16 protein-coding genes are annotated in these 23,045 nt (G+C 66.8%); 3 read left to right on the plus strand and 13 right to left on the minus strand.

Annotated elements, in window-relative coordinates; genetic code table 11:
* Positions 1 to 75: 75 nt before the first annotated feature.
* The 7 genes from QZ471_RS06910 to QZ471_RS06940 all read right to left on the minus strand — a co-directional run bounded on the left by QZ471_RS06910 (position 76) and on the right by QZ471_RS06940 (position 15,074).
* Positions 76 to 4,071: a Pls/PosA family non-ribosomal peptide synthetase gene (locus QZ471_RS06910; RefSeq protein WP_295462096.1), complete on the minus strand. Its 3,996-nt coding sequence runs from the start codon at positions 4,069 to 4,071 to the stop codon at positions 76 to 78.
* Positions 4,072 to 4,299: 228 nt separating this feature from the next.
* Positions 4,300 to 6,561, minus strand: a complete 2,262-nt coding sequence (gene katG / locus QZ471_RS06915) for a catalase/peroxidase HPI (protein ID WP_295462098.1) — start codon at positions 6,559 to 6,561, stop codon at positions 4,300 to 4,302.
* A gap of 508 nt (positions 6,562 to 7,069) precedes the next feature.
* Positions 7,070 to 7,987 carry a formate dehydrogenase accessory protein FdhE gene (gene fdhE, locus QZ471_RS06920; protein ID WP_295462100.1) on the minus strand — a complete coding sequence of 306 codons (918 nt, stop codon included), beginning with the start codon at positions 7,985 to 7,987 and terminating at the stop codon, positions 7,070 to 7,072.
* A gap of 188 nt (positions 7,988 to 8,175) precedes the next feature.
* Complete coding sequence (locus tag QZ471_RS06925; protein WP_295462102.1) at positions 8,176 to 8,799, minus strand: formate dehydrogenase subunit gamma; 624 nt, start codon at positions 8,797 to 8,799, stop codon at positions 8,176 to 8,178.
* Positions 8,800 to 8,845: 46 nt separating this feature from the next.
* Positions 8,846 to 9,805: a formate dehydrogenase subunit beta gene (gene fdxH, locus QZ471_RS06930; RefSeq protein ID WP_295462104.1), complete on the minus strand. Its 960-nt coding sequence runs from the start codon at positions 9,803 to 9,805 to the stop codon at positions 8,846 to 8,848.
* The gene (gene fdnG, locus QZ471_RS06935; RefSeq protein ID WP_295462106.1) at positions 9,805 to 12,885 is read right to left on the minus strand and encodes a formate dehydrogenase-N subunit alpha; all 3,081 of its coding nucleotides are present in this window, start codon (positions 12,883 to 12,885) and stop codon (positions 9,805 to 9,807) included. Before fdnG ends, fdxH begins: the two co-directional genes overlap by 1 nt.
* Positions 12,886 to 13,010: 125 nt before the next feature.
* Complete coding sequence (locus tag QZ471_RS06940; protein WP_295462108.1) at positions 13,011 to 15,074, minus strand: acyltransferase family protein; 2,064 nt, start codon at positions 15,072 to 15,074, stop codon at positions 13,011 to 13,013.
* A 445-nt stretch (positions 15,075 to 15,519) separates the two neighbouring features.
* Between QZ471_RS06940 and QZ471_RS06945 the strand changes: the two genes are divergently transcribed.
* Together QZ471_RS06945 and QZ471_RS06950 are read left to right on the plus strand one after the other, a co-directional pair.
* Positions 15,520 to 16,980, plus strand: coding sequence for a SulP family inorganic anion transporter (locus tag QZ471_RS06945; protein WP_295462110.1), 1,461 nt, complete (start codon positions 15,520 to 15,522; stop codon positions 16,978 to 16,980).
* A gap of 60 nt (positions 16,981 to 17,040) precedes the next feature.
* A complete protein-coding gene (locus QZ471_RS06950; RefSeq protein WP_295462112.1) occupies positions 17,041 to 17,889 on the plus strand; it encodes a universal stress protein in 849 nt (282 codons plus the stop codon).
* On the opposite strand, the gene QZ471_RS06955 is transcribed toward QZ471_RS06950, so the two are convergent.
* Positions 17,886 to 18,773: a DMT family transporter gene (locus QZ471_RS06955; RefSeq protein ID WP_295462114.1), complete on the minus strand. Its 888-nt coding sequence runs from the start codon at positions 18,771 to 18,773 to the stop codon at positions 17,886 to 17,888. The two genes, QZ471_RS06950 and QZ471_RS06955, sit on opposite strands and share 4 nt — an antisense overlap.
* Positions 18,774 to 18,898: 125 nt before the next feature.
* Here QZ471_RS06955 and QZ471_RS06960 point away from each other — a divergent pair, with 125 nt between their 5' ends.
* Complete coding sequence (locus QZ471_RS06960; RefSeq protein WP_295462116.1) at positions 18,899 to 19,777, plus strand: LysR substrate-binding domain-containing protein; 879 nt, start codon at positions 18,899 to 18,901, stop codon at positions 19,775 to 19,777.
* A 5-nt stretch (positions 19,778 to 19,782) separates the two neighbouring features.
* Here QZ471_RS06960 and arfB read toward each other — a convergent pair whose 3' ends face one another.
* The 5 genes from arfB to QZ471_RS06985 all read right to left on the minus strand — a co-directional run bounded on the left by arfB (position 19,783) and on the right by QZ471_RS06985 (position 22,879).
* On the minus strand, positions 19,783 to 20,193 hold the full coding sequence (arfB, locus tag QZ471_RS06965; protein ID WP_295462191.1) for an alternative ribosome rescue aminoacyl-tRNA hydrolase ArfB: 411 nt from the start codon (positions 20,191 to 20,193) through the stop codon (positions 19,783 to 19,785).
* A gap of 2 nt (positions 20,194 to 20,195) precedes the next feature.
* Positions 20,196 to 20,831: a DsbA family protein gene (locus QZ471_RS06970; RefSeq protein ID WP_295462118.1), complete on the minus strand. Its 636-nt coding sequence runs from the start codon at positions 20,829 to 20,831 to the stop codon at positions 20,196 to 20,198.
* 1 nt (position 20,832) lies between these two features.
* Positions 20,833 to 21,786: a rhodanese-related sulfurtransferase gene (locus QZ471_RS06975; RefSeq protein ID WP_295462120.1), complete on the minus strand. Its 954-nt coding sequence runs from the start codon at positions 21,784 to 21,786 to the stop codon at positions 20,833 to 20,835.
* A gap of 122 nt (positions 21,787 to 21,908) precedes the next feature.
* Entirely contained in the window at positions 21,909 to 22,220 is a 312-nt protein-coding gene (locus QZ471_RS06980) for a BolA family protein (protein ID WP_295462122.1), read from the minus strand.
* A gap of 122 nt (positions 22,221 to 22,342) precedes the next feature.
* Positions 22,343 to 22,879, minus strand: coding sequence for a DUF2059 domain-containing protein (locus tag QZ471_RS06985; RefSeq protein ID WP_295462124.1), 537 nt, complete (start codon positions 22,877 to 22,879; stop codon positions 22,343 to 22,345).
* Positions 22,880 to 23,045 lie beyond the last annotated feature (166 nt).

The following is a 23,045-nucleotide window of genomic DNA, read 5'->3' on the forward strand; positions in this document are numbered from 1 at the left end:
GCCGTCATCGCCTTGCCCCGTCATCGTTGTACGGGGCGGAGTATCCAAGGCTGTCTTTATGGTTGTGTGACAGTGCTAACGGCGGGGTTGAACCGGATTGCCCTCCCAGCGCGACCGCGCCGGCAGGCTTTCTCCCTTCATCACCAGCGACAGCGGGCCCAGCTCCACGTCGTCGCCGACGCGGGCGCCGTAGAGCACCACGCTGCGCGGGCCGAGGTTGATGCCCTTGCCCAGCTCCACTTCGCCGACCTTCATCACCCGATCCTCGAACAGGTGGGTCTGGGGACCGGCCAGGGCGTTGAGTTCGCCATGGTCACCGAGGTGCACGCAGTCGAATTCGGTGAGATCGGTGGTGTCCAGGTAGGTACCGCGACCCAGCCGAGCACCGAGCAGGCGCAGCGCCAGCGGCAGCCAGGGCGTGCCGCGCAGGGTGCCGAGCAGGTTGGGTACCGCCAGGGTCTCGTAGAGGCTGGTGATGGCCTCGCTGCGCCAGACGAAGAAGGTCCACATGGGCGCCGAGCGCGGACGATAGCGACCTACCACCAGCCACTTGAGCACCAGCACCACCAGGAAGCTGGCCAGGGCGAAGGTGCTGCCGGCCAGCAGGGTCTCGCCGAGCAGTTGCAGCCAGGCACCCTGCTGCCACAGCGGCACCAGGGCTTCGGCGATGGCGCAGCCGGCAGCCACGGTGAAGCCGGTGGGCAGCACGATGCGCAGGGCCTCGATCAGGCCGCGGACCACCCGGCGCCAGGGCGCCGGACGGAAGGTCAGGCTTTCCGGGTAGCCGGTGAGGGTTTCCCGCGCCGGCAGCCGCACGGCGGGCGAGCCAAGCCAGGTTTCGCCCTGGCGCAAGGGTACGCCTTCATCGAGCCGACCCAGGACACCGATCAGGGCATCCTCGGGGATATGGCAACCATCGGCGACGTAGGCACCGTTGCCGACGAAGCTGCGGCGGGCGATGGAGGTGCGTTTGAGGGTCATCCAGCCCTGGGCGACCTGCTCGTCACCGAGCATCACGGCATCGGCGATGAAGGTTTCGGCGCCCAGCTCCAGCAAGGAGGATACCGGGCCCTGGGCCGTGGAAATCTCGGCGTCACGGCCAACCCGCGCCCCCAGCAGGCGATACCAGAGGGCCGAGTAGACCGTGGCATAGAGGCCCTGCAGACTCTGCAATGCCGACTCCTGGATCAGGTTGGCCAGCCATTTGCGCCAGTAGAAGAAGCTGTCGACCGACCACTGACCTTCGTCGAGGCGCGGCAGGATCAGCCGGCGAGCCAGGGCGCAGCCGAGCAGGGTCAAAGCCACGCTGACCACTCCCAGCGGCAGGGCCAGCACGCCGTATTGCAGGGCATCGAGCAGCAACGAAGAGGTGTGCCACCAGGGCAGGCCGCCGAAGCTTTCCAGCTCGTCGATCAGCAGCGCCAGGGGAAACAGCGGCATGAAGAACAGTACCGACACCAGCAAGCCGCTGAGCGCGTAGAGTCCGTTCAGTAGCGCACGGCGCGCACGGGAGATCGGTGCCGGCGGCGCGACACGGGCACCGACGGCGCCCTGGTCATGGGCCGGGGCACCGCCCCAGACGCGACCGTCCGGGACCCGCTGACCGCTGCGTAGCGCGGACTGGGCTTGCAGGCGAGCGCCAGCACCGAGGGCAGTGTCGCCTTCGAGGATGGCATAGGAACCCACCTGGGCTTCCGCACCGACGCTGACGGCGCCCAGCAGCAATTCGCCACGCAGCACTCGGGCGTTCTCGAAATTGACGCCATTGCCCAGACTCGCGCCCTGCCCCAGGGAGAGCAGCTCGGGTACACGCAGGGTGAAGGTACCGACGAAGGCCTCGGCGCCGACTCGGGCGCCCAGCAACCGCAGCCAACCCCTTGCCAGCGGCGAGCCACTGAGCAGGTAGGCCGGCGCCATGGCCAGGAAGCGTTCTCCGAGCCACCAGCGGTAGTAGGTCAGCCCCCAGAGCGGATAACGACCGGCTTCCAGGCGACCGGTCAGGCGCTTGCCGAGCAGGGCCACGGCGAATTCCAGGCCGATGGCCAGGACGAACAGCCCCAGGGCGGTCAGCATGGCCAGCGGCAGCGCCGTGCCGGAATGGATCAGCAGGGGGAAGGCCAGGAAGGGCGCCAGCCAGCGCCCCAGGCGCAGGGTCAGCAGCGGCGGCAAGGCCACCGCCTGGGCCAGACCACAACGCCAGCGCCGCCAGCGACTGGGCGGGGCCCAGGCCTCGGTGGCCGTGGCCTGGCCGGCCTGTTCGGCATCGGCTTCGAGGGCCTCGGCGATGGCGCCCAGGGTACGTCCCGCATAGACCGCCTTGACCGTGGCGCTGGCATAGCGCGGGTCCTGGCGCAGTCGCGAGACCAGCCGCGCGGCGAACAGCGAATGCCCGCCGAGGTCATCGAAGAAATCCATCTCGGCCTGCAGGGCTTGACCGGGGAACAGCTCGGCGGTGGCCGCCAGGACCGCGCCCAGGGCACCGCTGGCGGCGACCACTGGCGCCACGGCAGCGATGGCCAGCGGGCGCGCGCGCAGTTGCTTGCGGTCGATCTTGCCGGAATTCAGCCGCGGCATCTCGCTGAGCCATTCGAAGCGGCTCGGCACCATATACAGCGGCAGGCAGCCGGCCAGCTCGGTCCGCAACAGGTCGCTGCGCGGCAGCGGGCCACCATCGCCGACCATGAAGGCCACCAGTTGCTCCACGCCGCCCTCTTCGCGCAGCACCACCGCCACGGTCCCCACGCCGGGCTGGCGGGCCAGGGTGGCTTCGATCTCACCCAGCTCGACGCGATAGCCACGGATCTTCACCTGGTCGTCGACCCGGCCCAGGCAATGCACCTGGCCGTGTTCGTCGACCCGCGCCAGGTCACCGGTGCGATAGAGCTTGAGGTCGTGACTGCCGGTGCTCCAGGGGTTGGGCAGGAATTTCTCGGCGGTCAGCTCCGGCCGCCCAAGGTAGCCGTCAGCGACGCCCGGACCGGTGATGCAGAGTTCGCCCACCTGGTCGCGCGGCAGCAGCGCCAGCGGCTGGCTGGCATCGGCGTGTACCACCAGCAGACTGTAGTTGGGCAGCGGCCGGCCGATGGTCACCGGCTCGCCCGGTTGTAGTTGCGCCAGGCTCGCCGAAACGGTGGCCTCGCTCGGGCCATAGGTGTTGAACAGCCGGCGCTGCGGGCGGCTCCAGCGCGCCACCAGGGGCTCGGGGCACATCTCGCCGCCGAGGTTGATCAGCCGCAGGCTGGGTACGTCTTCCGGGAGCAGCGCCAGCAGCGTCGGTACCACATGCAGCACGCTGATGCGATTGGCGGTCAGGGCGCGGGCCAGGGCTTCGGGATCGGCGGTGATCTCCCGCGGCGCGAGCCAGAGGGTGGCGCCGACCAGGTAGCTGATCCAGATCTCTTCGAAGGACATGTCGAAGGCCACCGAGAAACCCTGGTAGACCCGGTCGCCGGCTTCGATACCGAGCAGCGAATTCTCACTGCGCAGGAAGTGGCAGATGCTGTCCTGGCGGATGCCGATGCCCTTGGGCTTGCCGGTGGAGCCGGAGGTGTAGATCAGGTAGGCGAGATTGTCCGGCGAGACCTGGCCGCGGCGACGCAGGGTCTCGCCCGTGGCCAAGGGGGCGCTCAGCAGCGGCGGCGTCCAGCATTGCAGGCCCGGACGCGCCAGCAGATCGGCGAAGGGTGCCCCGGTGATCACGCCCACGGCCTGGGCATCCTCCAGGCAGAGCGCCACGCGATCGGCCGGGGTTTCGGCATCGCAGGGCAGCCAGGCGGCGCCGGTCTTGGCGATGGCCAGCTGCATCACCAGCAGCTCGATGCCGCGCGGCAGCCAGAGGCCGACCACCCGCCCCGGACCGGCACCCGCGGCCAGCAGCCGCGAGGCGGCGCGGTCGGCCCAGGCGTCCAGCTCGCCATAGCTCAGGCTGCGCTCACCTTCGAGCAGTGCCGGTCGTTCGGGCGCCCGTGCCGCGGTGGCCTCGAACAGATCGGCGAGAACTTCGTCGCGACACAGGTCGGGGCGCAGGGCACCTTCGACCAGACTGAGGGAGAGTTCGGCAAGCGCTTCCATGGGGACAGCCTCTGGTTGTTTAGCGCAGTTTGTATCTCCCGAGTTACGCGCTCCTTAAGGTGCGCTTAGGGTTTGCTTAAGGCTGGATGGAGGCCGTACCACGGCGGCCCAAACCCTTCTGGAATGGGGCTTTCAAAGGAACCACCATTGATCGCCGATGAATGGCGGTGCAGCTGCGCGACCAAAAAAACGCCTCCCGAAGGAGGCGTTTTATTCACCGCGCGGCGATCAACGCAGATCGAAACGATCCAGTTCCATCACCTTGGTCCACACCTTGACGAAGTCCTCGACGAACTTCTCCTGGGCATCGGCACTGCCATAGACCTCGCTCAGCGCCCGCAGCTGGGCGTGGGAGCCGAACACCAGGTCGACCCGGGTGCCGGTCCACTTCAGGGCGCCGGTCTTGCGATCGCGGCCTTCGAAGGTGGCCTTGTCCGGACCGGTGGCCTTCCACTCGGTGCCCATGTCCAGCAGGTTGACGAAGAAGTCGTTGGTCAGGGTCTGCGGCCGCTGGGTGAAGACGCCGTGCTTGGCGCCGCCGACGTTGATGTCCAGCACGCGCAGGCCGCCGAGCAGCACCGTCAGCTCGGGCGCGGTCAGGGTCAGCAGATGGGCCTTGTCCACCAGCAGGAACTCCGGCTTGACCTTGAACTGACCGCCCACGTAGTTGCGGAAGCCATCGGCCCAGGGCTCCAGATGCTTGAAGGACTCAACGTCGGTCTGCTCTTGGGAGGCGTCCACGCGGCCCGGGGTGAAGGGCACGGTGATCGCGTGGCCGGCCGCCTGGGCAGCCTTTTCCACCCCGACGCTACCCGCCAGCACGATCAGGTCGGCGATGGACACCTGCTTGCCCTGGCCCTGGAAGTCGCGCTGGATGCCTTCCAGCACGCCCAGCACCTTGGCCAGTTGCGCCGGCTGGTTGACTTCCCAGTCCTTCTGCGGCGCCAGGCGCAGGCGACCACCGTTGGCCCCGCCCCGCTTGTCGGAACCGCGGAAGCTGGCAGCGGCCGCCCAGGCGGTACCCACCAATTCGGAAACACTCAGGCCGGAGGCTGCCAGTTTGTCCTTGAGCACCTTGACGTCAGCTTCGCCCAGGGGCGCAGCGGCGGCCTTGGGCAGCGGGTCTTGCCACAGCAGTTCCTCGACCGGGGTTTCCGGGCCCAGGTAGCGGGCCAGAGGGCCCATGTCTCTGTGGGTCAGCTTGAACCAGGCGCGGGCGAAGGCATCGGCCAGTTGATCCGGGTTCTCCAGGAAGCGCCGGGAGATCTTCTCGTAGGCCGGATCGAAGCGCAGCGCCAGGTCCGAGGTGAGCATGGTCGGCTGGTGACGCTTGCTCGGATCGTGGGCATCGGGCACGGCACCCGCACCGGCACCGTCCTTCGGCCGCCACTGGTGGGCACCGGCCGGGCTCTTGAACAGCTCCCACTCGAACTTGAACATGTTCTCGAAGTATTCGTTACTCCAGCGGGTCGGCGTGGAGGTCCAGGTCACTTCGAGGCCGCTGGTGATGGTGTCGGCGCCCTTGCCGGTGCCATAGCTGTTCTGCCAGCCGAAGCCCTGCTGTTCCAGGTCGGCCGCTTCCGGCTCGGCGCCCACGCTGGTAGCCGGACCGGCACCATGGGTCTTGCCGAAGGCGTGACCGCCCGCGATCAGGGCGACGGTTTCCTCGTCGTTCATGGCCATGCGGCCGAAGGTTTCGCGGATGTCGTGGGCCGAGGCCACCGGATCGGGATTACCGTTCGGGCCTTCCGGGTTCACGTAGATCAAGCCCATCTGCACCGCAGCCAGAGGATTCTCCAGCACGCGGCTGGAACCCAGGTTGCGGCTCTGCTCGACCGGATGCTGCTCGGGTTGCGCGGTCAGCACGCCGTCGCCGGGCTGTTCCATCTGCTTGTGCTCGCCGTAGCGGACATCACCACCCAGCCAGACGGTTTCCGAACCCCAGAACACCGCATCGTCCGGTTCCCAGACGTCCTGGCGACCGCCGGAGAAGCCGAAGGTCTTGAAGCCCATGGATTCCAGGGCGACGTTGCCGGTGAGGACGATGAGATCGGCCCAGGAGATCTTGCGGCCGTACTTCTGCTTGACCGGCCAGATCAGCCGGCGCGCCTTGTCCAGACTGACGTTATCCGGCCAGCTGTTCAGGGGGGCGAAACGCTGCTGACCTTGCCCGGCGCCGCCGCGGCCGTCACCGACGCGATAGGTACCGGCGCTGTGCCAGGCCATGCGCACGAACAACGGACCGTAGTGGCCGAAGTCGGCCGGCCACCAGTCCTGGGAATCGGTCATCACGGCGCGCAGGTCGGCTTTCACCGCTTCCAGGTCAAGGCTCTTGAATTCCTTGGCGTAGTCGAACTCCTCGCCCATGGGGTCGGACAGGGACGAATGCTGGTGCAGGAAATTGAGATTGAGCTGGTTCGGCCACCAATCCTTGTTGGTGGTACCACCGCCGGCGGCGTGATTGAACGGGCACTTGGATTCGGTCGACATCTTCTTGGCTACCTCAGGGTCTTGTTCATCCGGTGATCGGCCGCGACGGCGTCACGGCCTGCTGAGTCGTGGTTCCGGCGGCTTAGGCCTGTTGGCTCGACGGGTATCGATGCCGGGCTCGGGCCGGCGTCGATGGGAGCCCTACCACGGGCAAAAAAGCGGACGTTTCGATCATTGTTATCCCCTCATCAGATGGGCACACCGACGAAGCGGCGCAAATTCCATACTAGACGGCTTCACCGCTCCGCGTGATAGAAGGTTTTGTGCCCGTCGATAGACTGGCTCTGCAACATGACCTGGCAGTGACAAACAGCACCGACGCCATCCTTTGCGCGATAACGAAGGATGGCGACCGCTTTGCCGAGGTTCGTGCGGTTTGGCTTCAAGAAGTCGGTGCCGCGCTTGGGCAACCAGACTGGCAGGGACGGTAAGACCGCTACATGCGGAAACAGAAGAAGAGGCCTTCTGCCAGGCGACCGCCCTACCCCTGGGCGGTCATGGGTCGTCTCTAGCCCGGGGCGAACAGCAGGTTGGGCGCGTGACGCTGGTAGCCCTCTTCCGCCAGGCGCACGTCCAGCGCCAGGCTGGCGAGATCGGCGGACAGGGGTTCGCTGCGGGCGTCGTGGTCGCGATAGAGGTGCTTGAGGTAGGTCTGGCAATGGGCGCAGGTCTCGGCGCGCAACGGAGCCTTCTGGGCATTGGCGTCGTCGGCACCCAGGGAGTAGTAGCCCAGGCCCTTGCCGGTCTCGCAGTGGCTGCACTTGACCCGCACGAAGTGCCATTCGCAGGCGCACAGCGAACAGGTGAGGTACCTCAGGCCATTGGCCTTGCCCAGGTGATGGATGACGCCGGCCATGGGCGGTGCACCGCAGCAGGGGCAGGACGTCTGGCTACCCTGTTCGCGCAGGGTGCTGAAGTCGCTGCGTTGCAACCAGTGGGTCCAGGCCAGCTGCAGCGCGGCGCCGAGGAAGGGCACCACGGCGGCCGGCACCAGCTCGTAGCTACCCGCCAGCAGGGCGATGGCCCAGGCCTTGCGCTGGCCGGCATCGGCCGCGCGCAACTCGTCCAGGGCGGCCTGCACCGGCGCCTGCTCGATCTTGAAAGTCTCCAGCAGGGCATCCAGCGCGGGCAGCCAGTCGCCTTCGCGGACCAGGGTGTCGTAACCCAGCGGCGGCAGGCCGTGGGCCAGGCTCTGGGCACTGCGCGCCTCGTCAAGCGGCAGAGGGGCGAGGCTATCGAAGACCCGCTGCTGGGCCTCGCAGAGGTCGGCCATCAGCAGCAGGTAGTCGCCGAGGGCATTGCCGGCGGCCAGGAGACGCAGGCGGTCGGCGCGATAGCCGAACAGCTCGCCGCCGGGCAGCAGGAGGAAATCGGGGTTGACGGCCGCGGCTTCGATTTCGCCGGGTTCGAGGATCTGGCCCGCCATGGCAGGGCTCCTTAGCAGAACGGTGGAAGAGAGAGGATTCAGGATAGCGGGCGGGTGGGGATGTTGGGCTCCGCTGCCCTCACCCCAACCCTCTCCCGGAGGGAGAGGGGGTCAGATCGGTGCGCGGGAGAAATCATGCACACCTGATCCGCAGGTTGGGTTGAGCGTAGGAAGCCTAACGAAAAGACTCACTTCTTCTCGCGGGTGACCTTCTCGTACCATAGCGAGTGATGCTTCTTGGCCCAGGCGCGGCTCACCCAGCCGGTCATCATCGCGGTTACCGAACCCTTGATCCAGATCCCCGCATAGATGTGCACGATGATCGACAGCACCAGCACGAAGGCGGCGAAGGCGTGAGCCAAGGCGCCCAGGCGGATCACCGGGATGGGGAACAGGTGGGCGAAGTACTGCCGCCAGATGATCACGCCGCTGACCAGCAGCACCAGCATGCAGGCCAGCAGCACCCAGAACAGGATCTTCTGCCCGGGGTTGTACTTGTCGATCGGGGGCAGCTTCTCCTCGCGGTTGTTCAGGACATCGTTGATCTGCTTGAGCCACTGGGCGTCTTCGCGGCCGATCTTGTTGTGCCGCCAGAAGCGGATCACCAGGAAGGCGAAGAAGACGAACATCGCCACGCCCATGAAGGGATGCAGGATGCGCGTCCAGGTGCCGCCGCCGAACAGGTTGGACAGCCAGAACAGCGCCGGGTGGAACAGCGCCAGCCCCGACAGCCCGGCCATGAAGAACAGGATCGCCACGATCCAGTGATTGGTCCGCTCGTTGGCGTTGTAACGCTGGATTTCAGGTTTCATCTCGATCTCCCAGGACGCCCCCGGCCAAACCGGGGGCGTACCCCTGCTAGGGCTGCTTGTCGTGCGGATCGAAGATCTGCACGGACGGACTCAGCTGCTTGACCTCGCCCCGAGGCGCATCGCCCTCGGGATGGGGCGGCGCCTCGACTACCTCGTCGTCGTCATCGGTCCGGTTGGGGCCGACACGCACGTAGTGGAAGAAGCCGGCCAGCACCGCCGCGCCCATGGCCAGCAGCGCCAGGGGTTTGGTGAAGCCCTTCCACAGGCCCACGGTGGGGCTGATGGTCGGGTCCTTGGGCAGGTGGTTGTACAGCTGCGGCTGGTCGGCATGGTGCAGCACGTACATGACGTGGGTGCCCCCTACCCCAACCGGGTCGTACAGACCGGCGTTCTCGTAGCCGCGATTCTTGAGATCGACGATGCGCTCGGCGGCGTGCTCCTTCATGGCGTCCTTGGTGCCGAAGGTGATGGCGCCGGTCGGGCAGGTCTTCACGCAGGCCGGCTCCAGACCGACCCCGACCCGGTCCGAACAGAGCGAGCACTTGTAGGCCTTGTTGTCCTTCTTCGAGATCCGCGGGATGTCGAAGGGGCAACCGGCGATGCAGTAGCCGCAACCGATGCAATGATCCTGGTTGAAGTCGACGATGCCATTGGCGTACTTGACGATGGCCCCCGGACTCGGACAGGCCTTCAGGCACCCCGGCTCGGCGCAGTGCATGCAGCCGTCCTTGCGGATCAGCCACTCCAGCTTGCCGGCCTCGTCCTCGTATTCGGTGAACCTCATCAGGGTCCAGGAATCCGCGGTGAGGTCCGCCGGATTGTCGTAGGTGCCGTGGTTGTGGCCCACCTCGTCGCGTAACTCGTTCCATTCCGAGCAGGCGACCTGGCAGGCCTTGCAGCCGATGCACTTGGACACGTCGATCAGCTTGGCCACTTCCGCCTGGGTGCGCACCGACGAATAGGCCGTGGTGGTCGCGGAGCGGGCATAGATATCTTGGCTTGCCATCACGCTTTCTCCACGTTGACCAGGAACGACTTGAACTCGGGCGTCTGGGTGTTCCCGTCACCCACGAAGGGGGTCAGGGTGTTGGCCAGATAGCCCATGCGCGCCACACCGGAGAAGCCCCAGTGGATGGGGATGCCGACATGGTGCACCGTCTCGCCGTTGACCTGCAGCGGTCGAATGCGCTTGGTCACCACCGCCTTGCAGACGATGTGGCCACGCTTGGAGGTAACGCGCACCAGATCACCGGCGGCGATGCCCTTCTGCTTGGCCAGTACCTCGCCGATCTCGACGAACTGCTCGGGCTGGATGATGGCGTTGAGGCGGCAGTGCTTGCTCCAGTAGTGGAAGTGCTCGGTCAGGCGGTAGGTGGTGGCCGCATAGGGGAAGTCCTTGCGATCACCGAAGTCCGCCCAGTCGTCCTTGAGCACCCGCGCCGCCGGGCTGTTCAAGGCCTTGCGGTTGTTGGGGTGCAGCGGGTTGACGCCGATGGGCGTCTCGAACGGCTCGTAGTGCTCCGGGAAGGGTCCCTCGGCCATCTTGTCCAGGGCGAAGAAGCGCGCCACCCCTTCCGGATTCATGATGAAGGGACTCATGCCGTCGGCCGGCTTGGCGTCGATCTTGTAGTCGGGCACGTCGGTGCCGCCCCACTTCTGCGCCTTGTCGTTCCACCACACCAGCTTCTTGCTCGGGTCCCAGGGCTTGCCCTGGAGATCCGAGGAGGCACGGTTGTAGAGGATGCGTCTGTTGTTCGGCCACGACCAGGCCCAGCCCAGGGTCTGCCCCATGTGGAAGGGATCGCTGTTGTCGCGCCGCGCCATCTGGTTGCCCTGCTCGGTCCAGGACCCGCAGAAGATCCAGCAACCCGAAGCCGTGCTGCCGTCGTCCATCAGCTGACCGAAACCGGCGAGTTGCTGACCGGCCTTGGCCGAGACCGCGCCCTTGGCATCCAGCACATCGGTGACGGCGTAGCCGTTGAACTCCTTGGCCAGCTCCTCCGGCGAAGGCTCCTCCGGCTTGGCGTAGGGCCAGGACAGCCCCAGGATGGGATCGGGGAAGGCCCCGCCCTCCTTGCCATAGGCTTCGCGCAGTTTGAGGAACAGCTCGGACATGATGGCGATGTCGCTACGCCCTTCCCCAGGTGCCTCGGCGCCCTTGAAGTGCCACTGCAGCCAGCGGCTGGAGTTGACCAGGGAACCGTCTTCCTCGGCGAAGCAGGTGGTGGGCAGGCGGAACACCTCGGTCTGGATCTCGGCGGTGTTCACCTCGTTGTGATCGCCGTGGTTGCGCCAGAATTCCGAGGTCTCGGTGGCCAGGGGGTCCATGATCACCAGCCACTTGAGCTTGGACAGCCCCCGCAGCACCTTGGCCTTGTTGGGGAAGGCGGCGATGGGGTTGAAACCCTGGCAGACGTAGCCGTTGACTTGGCCCTTGCCCATCATGTCGAAGTAGCGCAGCACGTCGTAGCCAGCGCCGGTGACGTCGACCTTGGGCAACCAGTGGTAGCACCAGTCGTTGTCCTTGGTGGCCTTGTCACCGTACCAGGCCTTCATCAGGCTGACGTGGAACTTGCCATAGTTCTGCCAGTAGCTCAGTTGCCCCGGGCGCAGTGGCTTGCTGGCGCGCTTGGTGATGAAGGCGTTGTAGTCCTGCTCACCATCGCCGCCGATGGTCAGGTAGCCCGGCAACTGGATCGACAGCAGCCCCAGGTCGGTGAGGCCCTGGATGTTGGAATGACCGCGTAGGGCGTTCATCCCGCCACCGGGCATGCCGATGTTGCCCAGCAGCAACTGCACCATGGCGCCGCAACGGATGATCTGGGCGCCGATGGAATGCTGGGTCCAGCCCAGGGCATAGAGGATGGTCATGGTGCGGCCGGGCGCCGCGGTCTCGGCGATTTCCGCCCAGACCTTCTGGATCGCCTCGGGCGGCGTGCCACAGGTCTGGCTGGCCACCTCCAGGGTGTAGCGGCTGTAGTGCTGCTTCATCAGCTGGAAGACGCAACGCGGGTCCTGCAGGGTCGGATCCACCTTGACGAAGCCGTCGTCGCCGATCTGGTAACCCCAGTTCACCTTATCGGTATAGGTCCGCTTCTCGGCGTCGTAGCCGTTGTACAGGCCATCCTCGAAGGTGAAGCCGTCCTTCACCAGGAAGCTGGCGTCGGTGTAGTTGCGGACGTATTCCTGCTGGATCTTGTCGTGGGTGATCAGGTAATTGATCAACCCGCCCAGGAAGGCGATGTCACTGCCGGTGCGGATCGGCGCGTAGTAATCCGCCACCGAGGCGGAACGGGTGAACCGCGGATCGACCACGATCAGCCGGGCGTTGTTATGCGCCTTGGCCTCGGTGACCCATTTGAAGCCGCATGGATGGGCTTCAGCGGCATTGCCGCCCATGATGAGGACGAGATTGGCGTTCTTGATGTCGCTCCAATGATTCGTCATCGCACCACGGCCAAACGTCGGGGCAAGACCTGCCACCGTCGGGCCGTGTCAGACGCGTGCTTGGTTGTCGAAGGCCAGCAGGCCCAGACTCCGAGCGATCTTGTGCGTCAGATAACCGGTTTCATTGGAGGACGCCGAGGCGGCCAGAAAGCCCGTGGTCAGCCAGCGATTGACCGTCTGGCCCTTGTCGTTGGTGGCGATGAAGTTGGCATCGCGGTCTTCCTTCATCAGGGTGGCGATGCGCCCGAGCGCCTCGTCCCAGCTGATGCGGGTCCACTCGTTGCTGCCGGGCTTGCGGACTTCGGGGTACTTGAGGCGATTGGGGCTGTGGATGAAATCCAGCAGGCCGGCGCCTTTCGGGCAGAGGGTGCCGCGGTTGACCGGATGGTCGGCGTCGCCCTCGATGTGAATGATGTTCTGGGCCACGTTCTTGGCCCGGTCGCCCATGCTGTACATGATCAGGCCGCAGCCGACCGAGCAGTAGGGACAGGTGTTACGGGTTTCCACGGTGTGCGCCAGTTTGAAATGGCGCACCTGGTCGGCAAAGGCGGCTGTGGGAGCCATGCCTAACGCCGCCAGGCTGGATCCCGCAAGGCCGACTCCCGCGACCTTGAAGAATTGCCGACGGTTCATATCCACGTTCTTGTCCTCGTTCAGGCTGGACCCGGTACATGGCCGGGTCCTGAGGCAAGAGTAACCCAACCGCCCAGCTTATCGAGCACTAAGCAGTTGTCGCCGATCAATGGAAGCCGTCCTTCCGTCCCTCAACCCGAGGCGGCCTGGCGGTTGGCCTTCTCCGGCACGGCTGGCGGCGCCTGCTCCGGCTGCAGCGGATTGTCGCCCTGCTCGATCAGGCGCTCGCCGATCAGCCGCGAACCCTCGACGTTCAGATGGTTGCCATCCTGGTACAGCGGGGTGCCGTCCAGAGCGGAATGACAGCGCTGGGCGTCGCAGGTGATCGCCTTGGGATCCAGGGTCACCAGTTGCGGATAGCGCTGCTTGAGATCGTCGAGGATCAGGGTGAAGGGTTCCTGGCGCCGCATCACCTCGGCCAGGTCGACGGCGCAGTCGTTGGCGGTATGGAACAGGCGGTTCTTCACCTGGCAGGTGTCACGCCCGGCGCCGACCTCGGGGATGCCGGCGAGGATCACCGGGGTGGCACCGCTTTCGGTGATGATGCGGATGGCGTTCTCCATGCCTTCGCGCAGCAGCTCGGCGGGCGTCGCCTGATCACCCTCCTTGCGCAATACGTTGTACTGGGACAGCCCCGCCTCGCTCATGCCCTCCAGGTACATCGGCCAGCGTCCGCCGAGCACCACGTAGCGATAGCCGCCTTCGCGGATGGCCCGGGTCACCACCGGGGCGGTGAGCTGGATCGAGGGGTCCAGGCGATTGCCCGGCCGGGTGATGTAGAGGCCGTTGATCCCGGGCAGGTAGAGGGTGCCGCTGCGGGTCATGTCGTAGCCGCGCAGGCCGGCGTTCTTGAGCAGCACATCGAGCATCCCGGTACTGGCGGCGGCGTGGGAATCGCCCACCAGCAGCACGTCCGGCCGAGGACGATCGGTAGCGCCCAGGCGGCAGCGCTCCGGCGTCCACTGGGTCGCCACGTTGCCGAATTCCTCGATGAAGCAGCCGCCACGCGCGGTGACGAAGCTGCTGTCGAGGGCCTCGACCATGGCGGCGGTGGGGCCATCGTAACGCTGGGGGAAGCCCTGGAACTTGAGGGTCAGCCCGACCGCCAGGGCGCCGACCAGCAAAGGGGCCGCGTAGAGGGCGGCGAAGGTGACGCGCGGCGACCAGCGCAGCCGCCCGCGAAAGGGCTGCTCGACGAAGCGCCAGGACAGGGTACCCAGCAGCAGCGAGGCCGCCACCAGGCCCAGGCGCAGGGCCAGATCCTTGGGCACTTCCATGTAGTTGGCGAAGGCCATCAGCGGCCAGTGCCAGAGATAGAGCGAATAGGAGATCAGGCCGACGAACACCAGCGGCCGCTGCGCCAGCAGCCAGCGCGCCGGGCCGCGACCGCTCTCGCCGGTCCAGATCAGCAAGGCAGCGCCCAGGCAGGGCCAGAGGGCGTTGAAGCCGGGGAACAGGCTGTGGTGATCGAGGCTGAAGGCCGGTACCAGGATCAGCGCCAGGGCCAGCACGCCCAGGGCACTCGCCTGCCCGGCGCTGGGGCGCGGCAGGCGCTCCCAGTAGAGGGCCAGCAGGCTGCCCAGCAGGAGTTCGAAGGCTCGCGCGTGCAGCAGGTAGTAGGCGGCATTGGGCTGGGCACGGGCGGCCCACTCCGACAGCGCCAAGCCGGCGACGGCCAGCAGGATCGCGGCCTGGCCGCAGCGGCGCACGCCCAGCCAGCGATAGCCCAGCAGGAGCAGCACCGGCCAGAACAGGTAGTACTGCTCCTCCACCGCCAGCGACCAGGTGTGCAGCAGCGGCAATTCGTCGGCGGTGGGCGAGAAGTAGCCGTTGCTGGCGCGCCAGAAGAAGACGTTGGCAATCGACAACAAGGCCGCCATCAAGCTCTTGCTGTACACCGCCAGGTCCCGCGGCAGCAGGATGAAGGCCGCCGCCACGCTGGTGACCAAAGCCATGGCGACGAAGGCCGGCAGCAGGCGGCGCACCCGCCGCAGGTAGAAGTCGGCGAAGCTGAAGCGCCCCTGGGCGATGTCCGGGGCGGTCTTGCGGGTGATCAGATAGCCGGAGATGACGAAGAAGACGTCGACCCCGATGTAGCCTCCACCGAAGGCGGTGAAGCCGGCGTGGTTGAGGACGACGAGCAGCACGGCGATGGCGCGAAGGCCATCGATGTCCCTGCGATAATTGAGCTCCATGTGGCTGACTCCTGCGTGAGGCCTCGACGGTCCAGTGGCGAAGCGCTCCAGGCTGGTCAGACCGGCTGGGGCGAGGCACCACTGCAAGGATGTCGCGCATCCACCTGCGCAACGCGCCTTCGAGTCGCGTGCCCCCGAGACGTTCGCCGGTTGTGGGCAGCAATCGGCAAAACCTTGAACCAGGTCACTTCCTTGCTGCCCACTCCGACCGTGACCATCAGTCCCGCCGATTCGGCGGCAGCCGCAAGTCATGCTAGGCTTACCGACTTTCCTCGCGATACCTCGGACCTTTCCCGTCATGTCCAATCGCCTGCCGACGCCGCCATAGCCTAGCCACACGCCTCTCTGCCGCCCGCTACCCTTCCTCGGGGCGTGCGCCCCTCGTCCTGCCCCATCGTTTTGCGTGACCGCGCACCGCCGCGTCGTCACCCGTTCTGGATACGCCATGAAAAGAGTCTCCACCCGCGCCGACATCCTGGCCGGTCTCACCACGTCCTTCGCTCTGGTGCCCGAGTGCATCGCCTTCGCCCTGGTCGCCCATCTCAATCCGCTGATGGGGCTCTATGGCGCCTTCTTCATCTGTACCCTCACCGCCCTGTTCGGCGGTCGCCCGGGCATGGTCTCCGGCGCCGCCGGCTCCATGGCGGTGGTCATCGTCGCCCTGGTGGTCCAGCACGGCGTGCAGTACCTGCTGGCCACGGTGGCACTCGGCGGCCTGCTGATGATCGCCTTCGGCCTGCTGCGCCTGGGCAAGCTGATCCGCATGGTGCCGCACCCGGTGATGCTGGGCTTCGTCAACGGCCTGGCCATCGTCATCGCGCTGGCCCAGCTGGAACACTTCAAGCAGGGCGGTGCCTGGCTGAGCGGCGCGCCGCTGTACCTGATGCTCGGCCTCACCGCGGCGACCATGGCCATCATCTGGCTGCTGCCACGCCTGACCCGCGCGGTGCCGCCGGCCCTGGCCGCCATCCTCGGCGTGGGCCTGGCCGTGTATGGCCTCGATCTGCCGACCCGCACCCTGGGCGACATGGCCCATATCGCCGGTGGCCTGCCGCAACTGGCCTTGCCGGACATCCCCTGGACCCTCGACACCCTGCAGATCATCCTGCCCTATGCGGTGCTGATGGCCCTGGTCGGCCTGCTGGAGACCCTGCTGACGCTGAATCTCACCGACGAGATCACCGAGAGCCGCGGCTATCCCAACCGCGAGTGCGTGGCCCTGGGTGCGGCCAACCTCGCTTCCGGACTGTTCGGCGGCATGGGCGGCTGCGCCATGATCGGCCAGACCATGATCAACCTGAGTTCCGGGGGGCGGGGCCGGCTGTCCGGGGTGGTCGCCGGAGGGCTGATGCTGCTCTTCGTGCTGTTTCTCTCGCCGCTGATCGAGCGGATTCCGCTGGCGGCGCTGGTGGGCACCATGTTCGTGGTCGCCCAGCAGACCTTCGCCTGGGCTTCGCTGCGGGTGCTGCACCGGGTACCGCGCAGCGACATGCTGATGATCGTGGCGGTCACGGTGATCACGGTGTTCGCCGACCTGGCCACCGCCGTGCTCTGCGGCATCGTCCTGGCGGCGCTCAACTTCGCCTGGCAGCACGCCCGCCGGCTCTATGCCGACAGCCATTTGGAGGCCGATGGCAGCAAGAGGTATCAGGTGCACGGCACCCTGTTCTTCGCTTCCACCGCCGCCTTCCTCAACCAGTTCGACCCGGCTGGCGATCCGCCGAAGGTGGTGGTGGACTGCAGCCACCTGAGTTTCGTCGACTACTCGGCGGTCGCGGCGCTGCGCACCCTGCACGAACGCTATGCCAAGGCCGGCAAGCGGGTACGGGTGCTGCACCTGTCCAATCGCTGCAAGCAGTTGCTACGCCGGGGCGGTGTGACGGACGACCTCGCCCTCGGCGATTGAACCCCGGGCGTCGCGCCCGGGTCTGTCGCAGCAATGCCCTGCTCTCGGAGACCCGCGGCCATGCCCAAGATCCTCGCCTGCCTCGACGGCTCGGCCGTGAGTGCCGCCGTCTGCGACTTCGCCGCCTGGGCCGGTAACGCGCTAGGCGTCCCCCTGACCCTGTTGCACGTACTCGACCAGCGCCGTTTTCCCCGCCCCGGTCACGGCGTTCCGGCGCCACTGCTGGGCAATCGCGAACAGCTGCTCACCGAACTGGCGGCCCTGGATGCCCGGCGTGGCAGCCTGGCCGAAGACCAGGGCCGGCTGCTGCTGGACGCGGCGCAACTACGGGTGGAAGAGCGGCGCGCCCAGTGCGCCGGCGCCGTGCTTCAGCATGGCGATCTGATGAGTTCGCTGGAAAGCCTGCAGGAAGACTTCGATCTCATCGTCCTGGGTCGCCAGGGCGAGGACAGCCCGCCCAAGCGGCTGATCGGTCGCCACCTGGAAAGCGCCATCCGCCTGCTGCAGCGTCCGCTGCTGGTGGCCGGCCATCAATTCGTCGAACCCAAGGGCGTGCTGCTGGCCTACGACGACAGCAGCAGCGCGCGCAAGGCGGTGACCTGGGTGGCGACTTGTCGGCTGTTCGATGGCCTGGCCTGCCACCTGGTGACCGTCGGCCGCGAGCGCGAGGAACGCCGCGCTGCCCTGGCCCGCGCCGCCGACGAACTCCGCGCCGGAGGCCGCCAGGTCACCACCGCCCTTACCGACGGCGACGTGGAACTGGGCCTGGAGCGCTATCGCAAGCAGCACGGCCTGGAGCTGGTGGTGATGGGCGCCTTCGGTCATTCCCGCCTGCGCCACTTCTTCATGGGCAGCAACACCCGCAACATGCTGGAAGCCGCCGGCAGTGCCCTGATCGTGGTGCGCTAGCGCGTGACGGCACGCGTCCGCCCTCGTTGCACCAGGGCGATCCCCAGCAGGATCACCCCCGCTGCGGACAGTTCACGCAGCCCCACCGCCTCGCCATTGGCCCAGCCGATGATCAGGGCTACCGCCGGCGTGAGATAGGTCGCGGCCGCCGAGGCGACGGCGCCCAGCCGCTCGAGCAGGGCGTAATAGATCAGGAAGGCCAGCCCGGTACCCAAGACGCCAAGCCCTAGCGTCACCCCCGCCAGCGCCTGCGGGTGGCGCAGCAACTCGCCCATGCCCGCGGTATCGGTGACCAGCAGCAACAGCGCCAGGGCCAGCCCCATCTGCCAGGTCACCAGCGCCAGGGGCGGCAGGCCGTGGGGCGCGAGAAACCGGCAGACATAGACGTAGGAGCCGCCGAACAGCGCCGCCGCCCCGAGCATCCAGAGCACACCCCGGCCATCCAGCACCGCCGCTGCGCCCTGCCAGGGCGCGATCAACAGCACCACGCCGAGAAAACCCAGGCAGACACCGCCGAGCATGGCGGCAGTGGGTCGCTGGGCAGGCAGAAACAGCAGGCTGGCAAGGGTGGTGAACAGGGCGATGGTCCCACCCAGCACGCCGGCGACGGCGGACGGCAGCAGCTCGGTCCCCTTGGCGATAGCGAAGTAGTAGAACGCCGTGGCCAGCACCGCCATCACGCCGAAATGCGGCAGCAGCCGCAGTTGCTCGCGCTCCATCACGCCTCGCCGCCACGCCAGCAGCAGCAGGGGTAGGAAGCCGCAGGCGACGCGCAGCAGGGTCATCTGCGCCGGTGAGATGACCTCGGCGGCCAGTTTCATGTAGATGAAGTTGGAGCCCCAGCACAGTCCGAGCGCCCCGAACATCACGAAAGTAAGACCCATTTTTCCTCCTGGCAAGCGCTGCCGAATCGTGGAATAAAGGTCTCTATCTACAGGGCTAGCGCCGATTCCTGGCACGCTATCCACTGAGCCCAGCCAATAGCGAAACTAGGGTCAGGACGACCATGATGACCAGCCGACGCCTCCCCCCGCTGAAAGCCCTGCACGCCTTCGAAGCCGCAGGACGGCGTGGCAGCTTCCAGGCGGCGGCCGAGGAGCTGTCCGTCACCCAGGCGGCGGTTGCCCAGCAGGTGCGTCTGCTGGAGGAACGCCTGGGTTTTCCGCTGTTCCTGCGTCAGCGACGGGGGGTGCAACTGAGCGAGCGCGGTCGCGCCTACTTCCAGGATGTACAGCGCGCCTTCGCCTTGCTCCGCGAAGCCACCGACACGCTGCTGTCGCGCAAGCGGGTAGTCACCGTGAGCGTGACCCCCACCTTCGCCGCCAAATGCCTGATCCCGCAATTGCCGGCCTTCGCCCAGGCGCACCCCGAGCTCGATCTGCGGGTGCAGGCCAGCGATGTCCTGGTGGATTTCGCCCGCGATGGCGTCGATCTGGCGATACGTCTCACCCGCCGCCCCGCCCAGCGCGGCGTAACGGCAGACTTCCTCTTCGCCGAGCTGATCGTGGTGGCCAGCCCAGCCTTGATCGGCGCCCAACCCCTGCCGCTGGATGCCACGGCGTTGGCCCGCCAGCCCCTGCTCAACGACGGCCAGGCCGACTGGCCAGCGGTGCTGGACGGCCAACCGGTGCAGCGGGAACTGCACATGAACCAGGCCGCCCTGGCCATAGACGCGGCCCTGGCCGGTCAAGGCATAGCCATGGTCAATCGCTGCTTCGTCCGCGAGGCCCTGGAAAGACGTCAGCTGCTCCAGGTCGTGGCCGGATCCATCCAGAGCGACTGGGGTTACTACCTGGTCATGCCGACCCGCAATCGCCCGGATGCCGCCCTGCGGGCGGTCGGCGAGTGGCTGAAGACCCTGGCGAACGACAGCGCCACGCCACGCTGACGCGCCTAGAAATCCACCCGTCCGCGGCTGGCCTTGAGGCCGCTGCGGCGCGATTTGCCTTCCAGGCGGCGTTGCTTGGAGCCGTAGGTAGGCTTGGTGGGTCGCCGCGGCTTTTCCTGGACATTGGCGGCGGCGATCAAGGTGGCGAGACGCTCCAGGGCATCGGCGCGATTCTGTTCCTGGGTGCGGTACTGCTGCGCCTTGATCACCACCACGCCGTCACGGCTGATGCGCTGGTCACGCAAGGCCAGCAGGCGCTCCTTGAGCGCCTCCGGCAGGGACGAGGCCTGGATGTCGAATCTCAGGTGGACGGCGCTGGAGACCTTGTTGACGTTCTGCCCACCGGCGCCCTGGGCGCGTACCGCCGTGAGCTGGATTTCCTGCTCGGGTAGCGTCAGGCGCTCGTCGATGACCAGGGTCACGCCGGTTGCGCGCCGCGGGTCAGCCAGGCGTCCAGCAGGGGTTCCAGCTCATCCAGCGGCTGGTAGCCATTGGTGATCAGGGCCAACTGGCCGTTGCGCTCGGCCAGCAAGGTGGGAAAGCCGGCGATGCCCAGGTTCAGCGCCCAGTCGAAGTCCGCCTGGGTAGCCCGGTGCGCCGGCTCGCCATCGAACAGCGGGGCGAATTCGATGCGCGGCAGGCCGCTGGCTTCGGCCAGCTCCACCAGCAACGCCGGCTGGGTGACATCGCGCGCCTCCACATAGAAGGCCTGCTGGATACGCTTGGCGAGGCCCCAGACGGCCTCCTCGTCGAGCTGGCGGGCAGCGACCAGGGCACGGCAGGCCGGTTCGGTGTCGTACACCAGGCCTTCCGGCGGTCCCTGGTCCAGGGCGAAGGGCTGGCCGGTGGTGTCCTGCACCGCCTGCCAGTAGGCCAGGGTGCGCACCCGGCTGGCGGCGTCCTGGGCCACGCGTTCGCGGCGCAGGCCACCGACCACGATGCGCAGGGGAATGCCCTGCTCGGCCGCCCGCTGCGCCAGATGATCCACCACCGGGGCGAAGCCCCAGCACCAGGAGCACATGGGATCCATCACATAGAGCAGGCGACCGGGCATCCTAAACCTCCTCGAGGCTGGGCGTGGCGTTCAGCCGCGGATCGCGGCCAATGGGATGGGGCTCGTTGCGCAGGCGGGCGAGTTCGATCTGCTTCTGCCGCTCGCGGGCGCCGGCCCGGGTCTTCTCCGACAGCGAATCCCAGCAGTGCGGGCAACTGATGCCGGGGCTGTAGTGCGGCGACTGCATGTCCTGCGGCGAGACCGGATTGCGACAGGCGTGGCACTGGTCGTAGACGCCCTCGGCCAGCTCATGGGTCACGGTGACGCGGTTGTCGAAGACGAAGCACTCGCCTTCCCAGCGCGACTCCGCCGCCGGCACCTCTTCGAGGTACTTGAGGATGCCGCCCTTGAGGTGGAACACCTCGGGGAAGCCCTCCTGCAGCATGAAGCTCGAGGCCTTCTCGCAGCGGATGCCGCCGGTGCAGAACATGGCGACCTTCTTGTGCCGGGCCGGATCGAAATGCTCGCGAACATAGGCCGGAAAATCGCGGAAGCTCTTGGTCTTGGGGTCGATGGCGCCCTTGAAGCTACCGATACCCACCTCGTAGTCGTTGCGGGTGTCGATCACCAGGACTTCGGGGTCGTCGACCAGGGCGTTCCAGTCGCGCGGCTCGACATAGGTGCCCACACGTTGGTTGGGATCGACGCCGGGCACACCCAGGGTGACGATCTCCTTCTTCAGCTTGACCTTGGTGCGATAGAACGGCTGCTCGGCGCAGTAGGATTCCTTGTGGTCGATGTCGACCAGGCGCGGATCGGCACGCAGCCAGGCGAGCACGGCGTCGATGCCTTCACGGCTGCCGGAGACGGTGCCGTTGATGCCCTCCTCGGCCAGCAGCAGGGTGCCCTTGACGTCGTGCGCCAGCAGGGTCTGCAACAGGGGTTCACGCAATTGGACGTAGTCGTCCAGGGTGACGAACTTGTACAAGGCCGCCACGACAATCTTGTCGGTCATCTTCGAGTTCCCAGAGGTCGCCCGCGCAAAGGGCGGACCGGTTAGACGAAAACGCCGGCAAGAGTGCCGGCGCCGGTCAAATTTTAACCAATAGACGAGACGCCGAACAGTGCGCCTTGAGATCAGCCCGCCAGGTCGTGCTGGCTGCCGCCGCGGCAGGTGGGCGAATCCGGCGCCTGGCCCCGGCTGGCCCATTCCTCCGGCGTATAGGTGTGCAGCGCCAGGGCATGGAACTGGCCCATGAGTTCGCCCAGGGTGCCGTAGACCTTCTGGTGACGCTTCACCGCATTGAGCCCGGCGAAGTGTTCGCTGACCACCACCGCCTTGTAGTGGGTCTCCTGGCCGCGGCTGTGCATGTGGCTTTCGTCCAGCACCTCCAGGTGCTCGGGTTGCAACAGGCCCAGGCTGGACTGGATACGTTCGCGCATGCTCATGGGGTTACCTCGACTGTGAGAACCAACATTCTAACGGGCTCACGCCCAGGTCGGAATCGCCCCCGACGGCCCGGAAACGACGAAGCCCGGAACGGGTCCGGGCTTCGCGGATTGAAGCGAGATCAGCGCTTGGCGGGCGGGGCGCCTTCGGCGGCACCGGCCGGCGGCTTGACGCCCAGCTCCTTGTCCATCTCGGCGAGGATGCCGTTGACCTTGGGTACCGCCTGCTCCAGCTTGGCCTGGGTCAGCTCGGCGGACTGGGCCGACAGCCGCGGCAGGGTGGCCAGCATCTTCTTGCCCAGGTCGGACTGGTAGAACTTGATCAGGCCTTCCAGCTCGTCTTCGGTGAAGGTGTCGGTGTACAGCTTGACCATGTCGGGCTTGATCTTGTCCCAGCCGATGGTGCTGTCCAGGGCCTGGTTGGCACGGGCGGTGTAGCTTTCCAGTACGGCCTTCTTGCCGGGCGCCTTGGCCTGCGCGAAGTGCTGGGCGAACAGCTGTTGCACCTGGGCATAGACCGGGGTGGTCAGCTTGTCGGCATTGGCCAGCTTGAGAAAGCGCTCCGCGTCGGCCGCGTGGCTCTTGGCATCGGCCAGGGCGAAGCTGCTGGCGCTGGCGAGCATGATGACGGCGCCGAGCGTACGGAGGGTCTTCTTCATGGGCATCCTTCAGGAGGCTGAAAATGGACCGCGAGTGTGCCATAGGGCGGCTGAACCTGGCCTGAATTTAGCGAAGACGCCCAACAGTTGAGAACACTTCCCATTTGGGAACCCTGGCGCTAACCTGCTGCCCAAGCTAGCTGGACCCTACCTCATCACCGGAGAC

It is taken from the genome of uncultured Pseudomonas sp. (assembly GCF_913774235.1).
Classification (GTDB): domain Bacteria; phylum Pseudomonadota; class Gammaproteobacteria; order Pseudomonadales; family Pseudomonadaceae; genus Chryseomonas.

Coding starts and splice junctions, on each gene's coding strand:
- QZ471_RS06960 (WP_295462116.1), top strand. CDS start 18,899: ATGACCAGCCGACGCCTCCCCCCGCTGAAAGCCCTGCACGCCTTCGAA.
- katG (WP_295462098.1), bottom strand. CDS start 6,561: ATGTCGACCGAATCCAAGTGCCCGTTCAATCACGCCGCCGGCGGTGGT.
- QZ471_RS06945 (WP_295462110.1), top strand. CDS start 15,520: ATGAAAAGAGTCTCCACCCGCGCCGACATCCTGGCCGGTCTCACCACG.
- QZ471_RS06940 (WP_295462108.1), bottom strand. CDS start 15,074: ATGGAGCTCAATTATCGCAGGGACATCGATGGCCTTCGCGCCATCGCC.
- QZ471_RS06980 (WP_295462122.1), bottom strand. CDS start 22,220: ATGAGCATGCGCGAACGTATCCAGTCCAGCCTGGGCCTGTTGCAACCC.
- QZ471_RS06975 (WP_295462120.1), bottom strand. CDS start 21,786: ATGACCGACAAGATTGTCGTGGCGGCCTTGTACAAGTTCGTCACCCTG.
- QZ471_RS06970 (WP_295462118.1), bottom strand. CDS start 20,831: ATGCCCGGTCGCCTGCTCTATGTGATGGATCCCATGTGCTCCTGGTGC.
- QZ471_RS06910 (WP_295462096.1), bottom strand. CDS start 4,071: ATGGAAGCGCTTGCCGAACTCTCCCTCAGTCTGGTCGAAGGTGCCCTG.
- QZ471_RS06955 (WP_295462114.1), bottom strand. CDS start 18,773: ATGGGTCTTACTTTCGTGATGTTCGGGGCGCTCGGACTGTGCTGGGGC.
- QZ471_RS06985 (WP_295462124.1), bottom strand. CDS start 22,879: ATGAAGAAGACCCTCCGTACGCTCGGCGCCGTCATCATGCTCGCCAGC.
- QZ471_RS06950 (WP_295462112.1), top strand. CDS start 17,041: ATGCCCAAGATCCTCGCCTGCCTCGACGGCTCGGCCGTGAGTGCCGCC.
- QZ471_RS06925 (WP_295462102.1), bottom strand. CDS start 8,799: ATGAAACCTGAAATCCAGCGTTACAACGCCAACGAGCGGACCAATCAC.
- fdhE (WP_295462100.1), bottom strand. CDS start 7,987: ATGGCGGGCCAGATCCTCGAACCCGGCGAAATCGAAGCCGCGGCCGTC.
- fdxH (WP_295462104.1), bottom strand. CDS start 9,805: ATGGCAAGCCAAGATATCTATGCCCGCTCCGCGACCACCACGGCCTAT.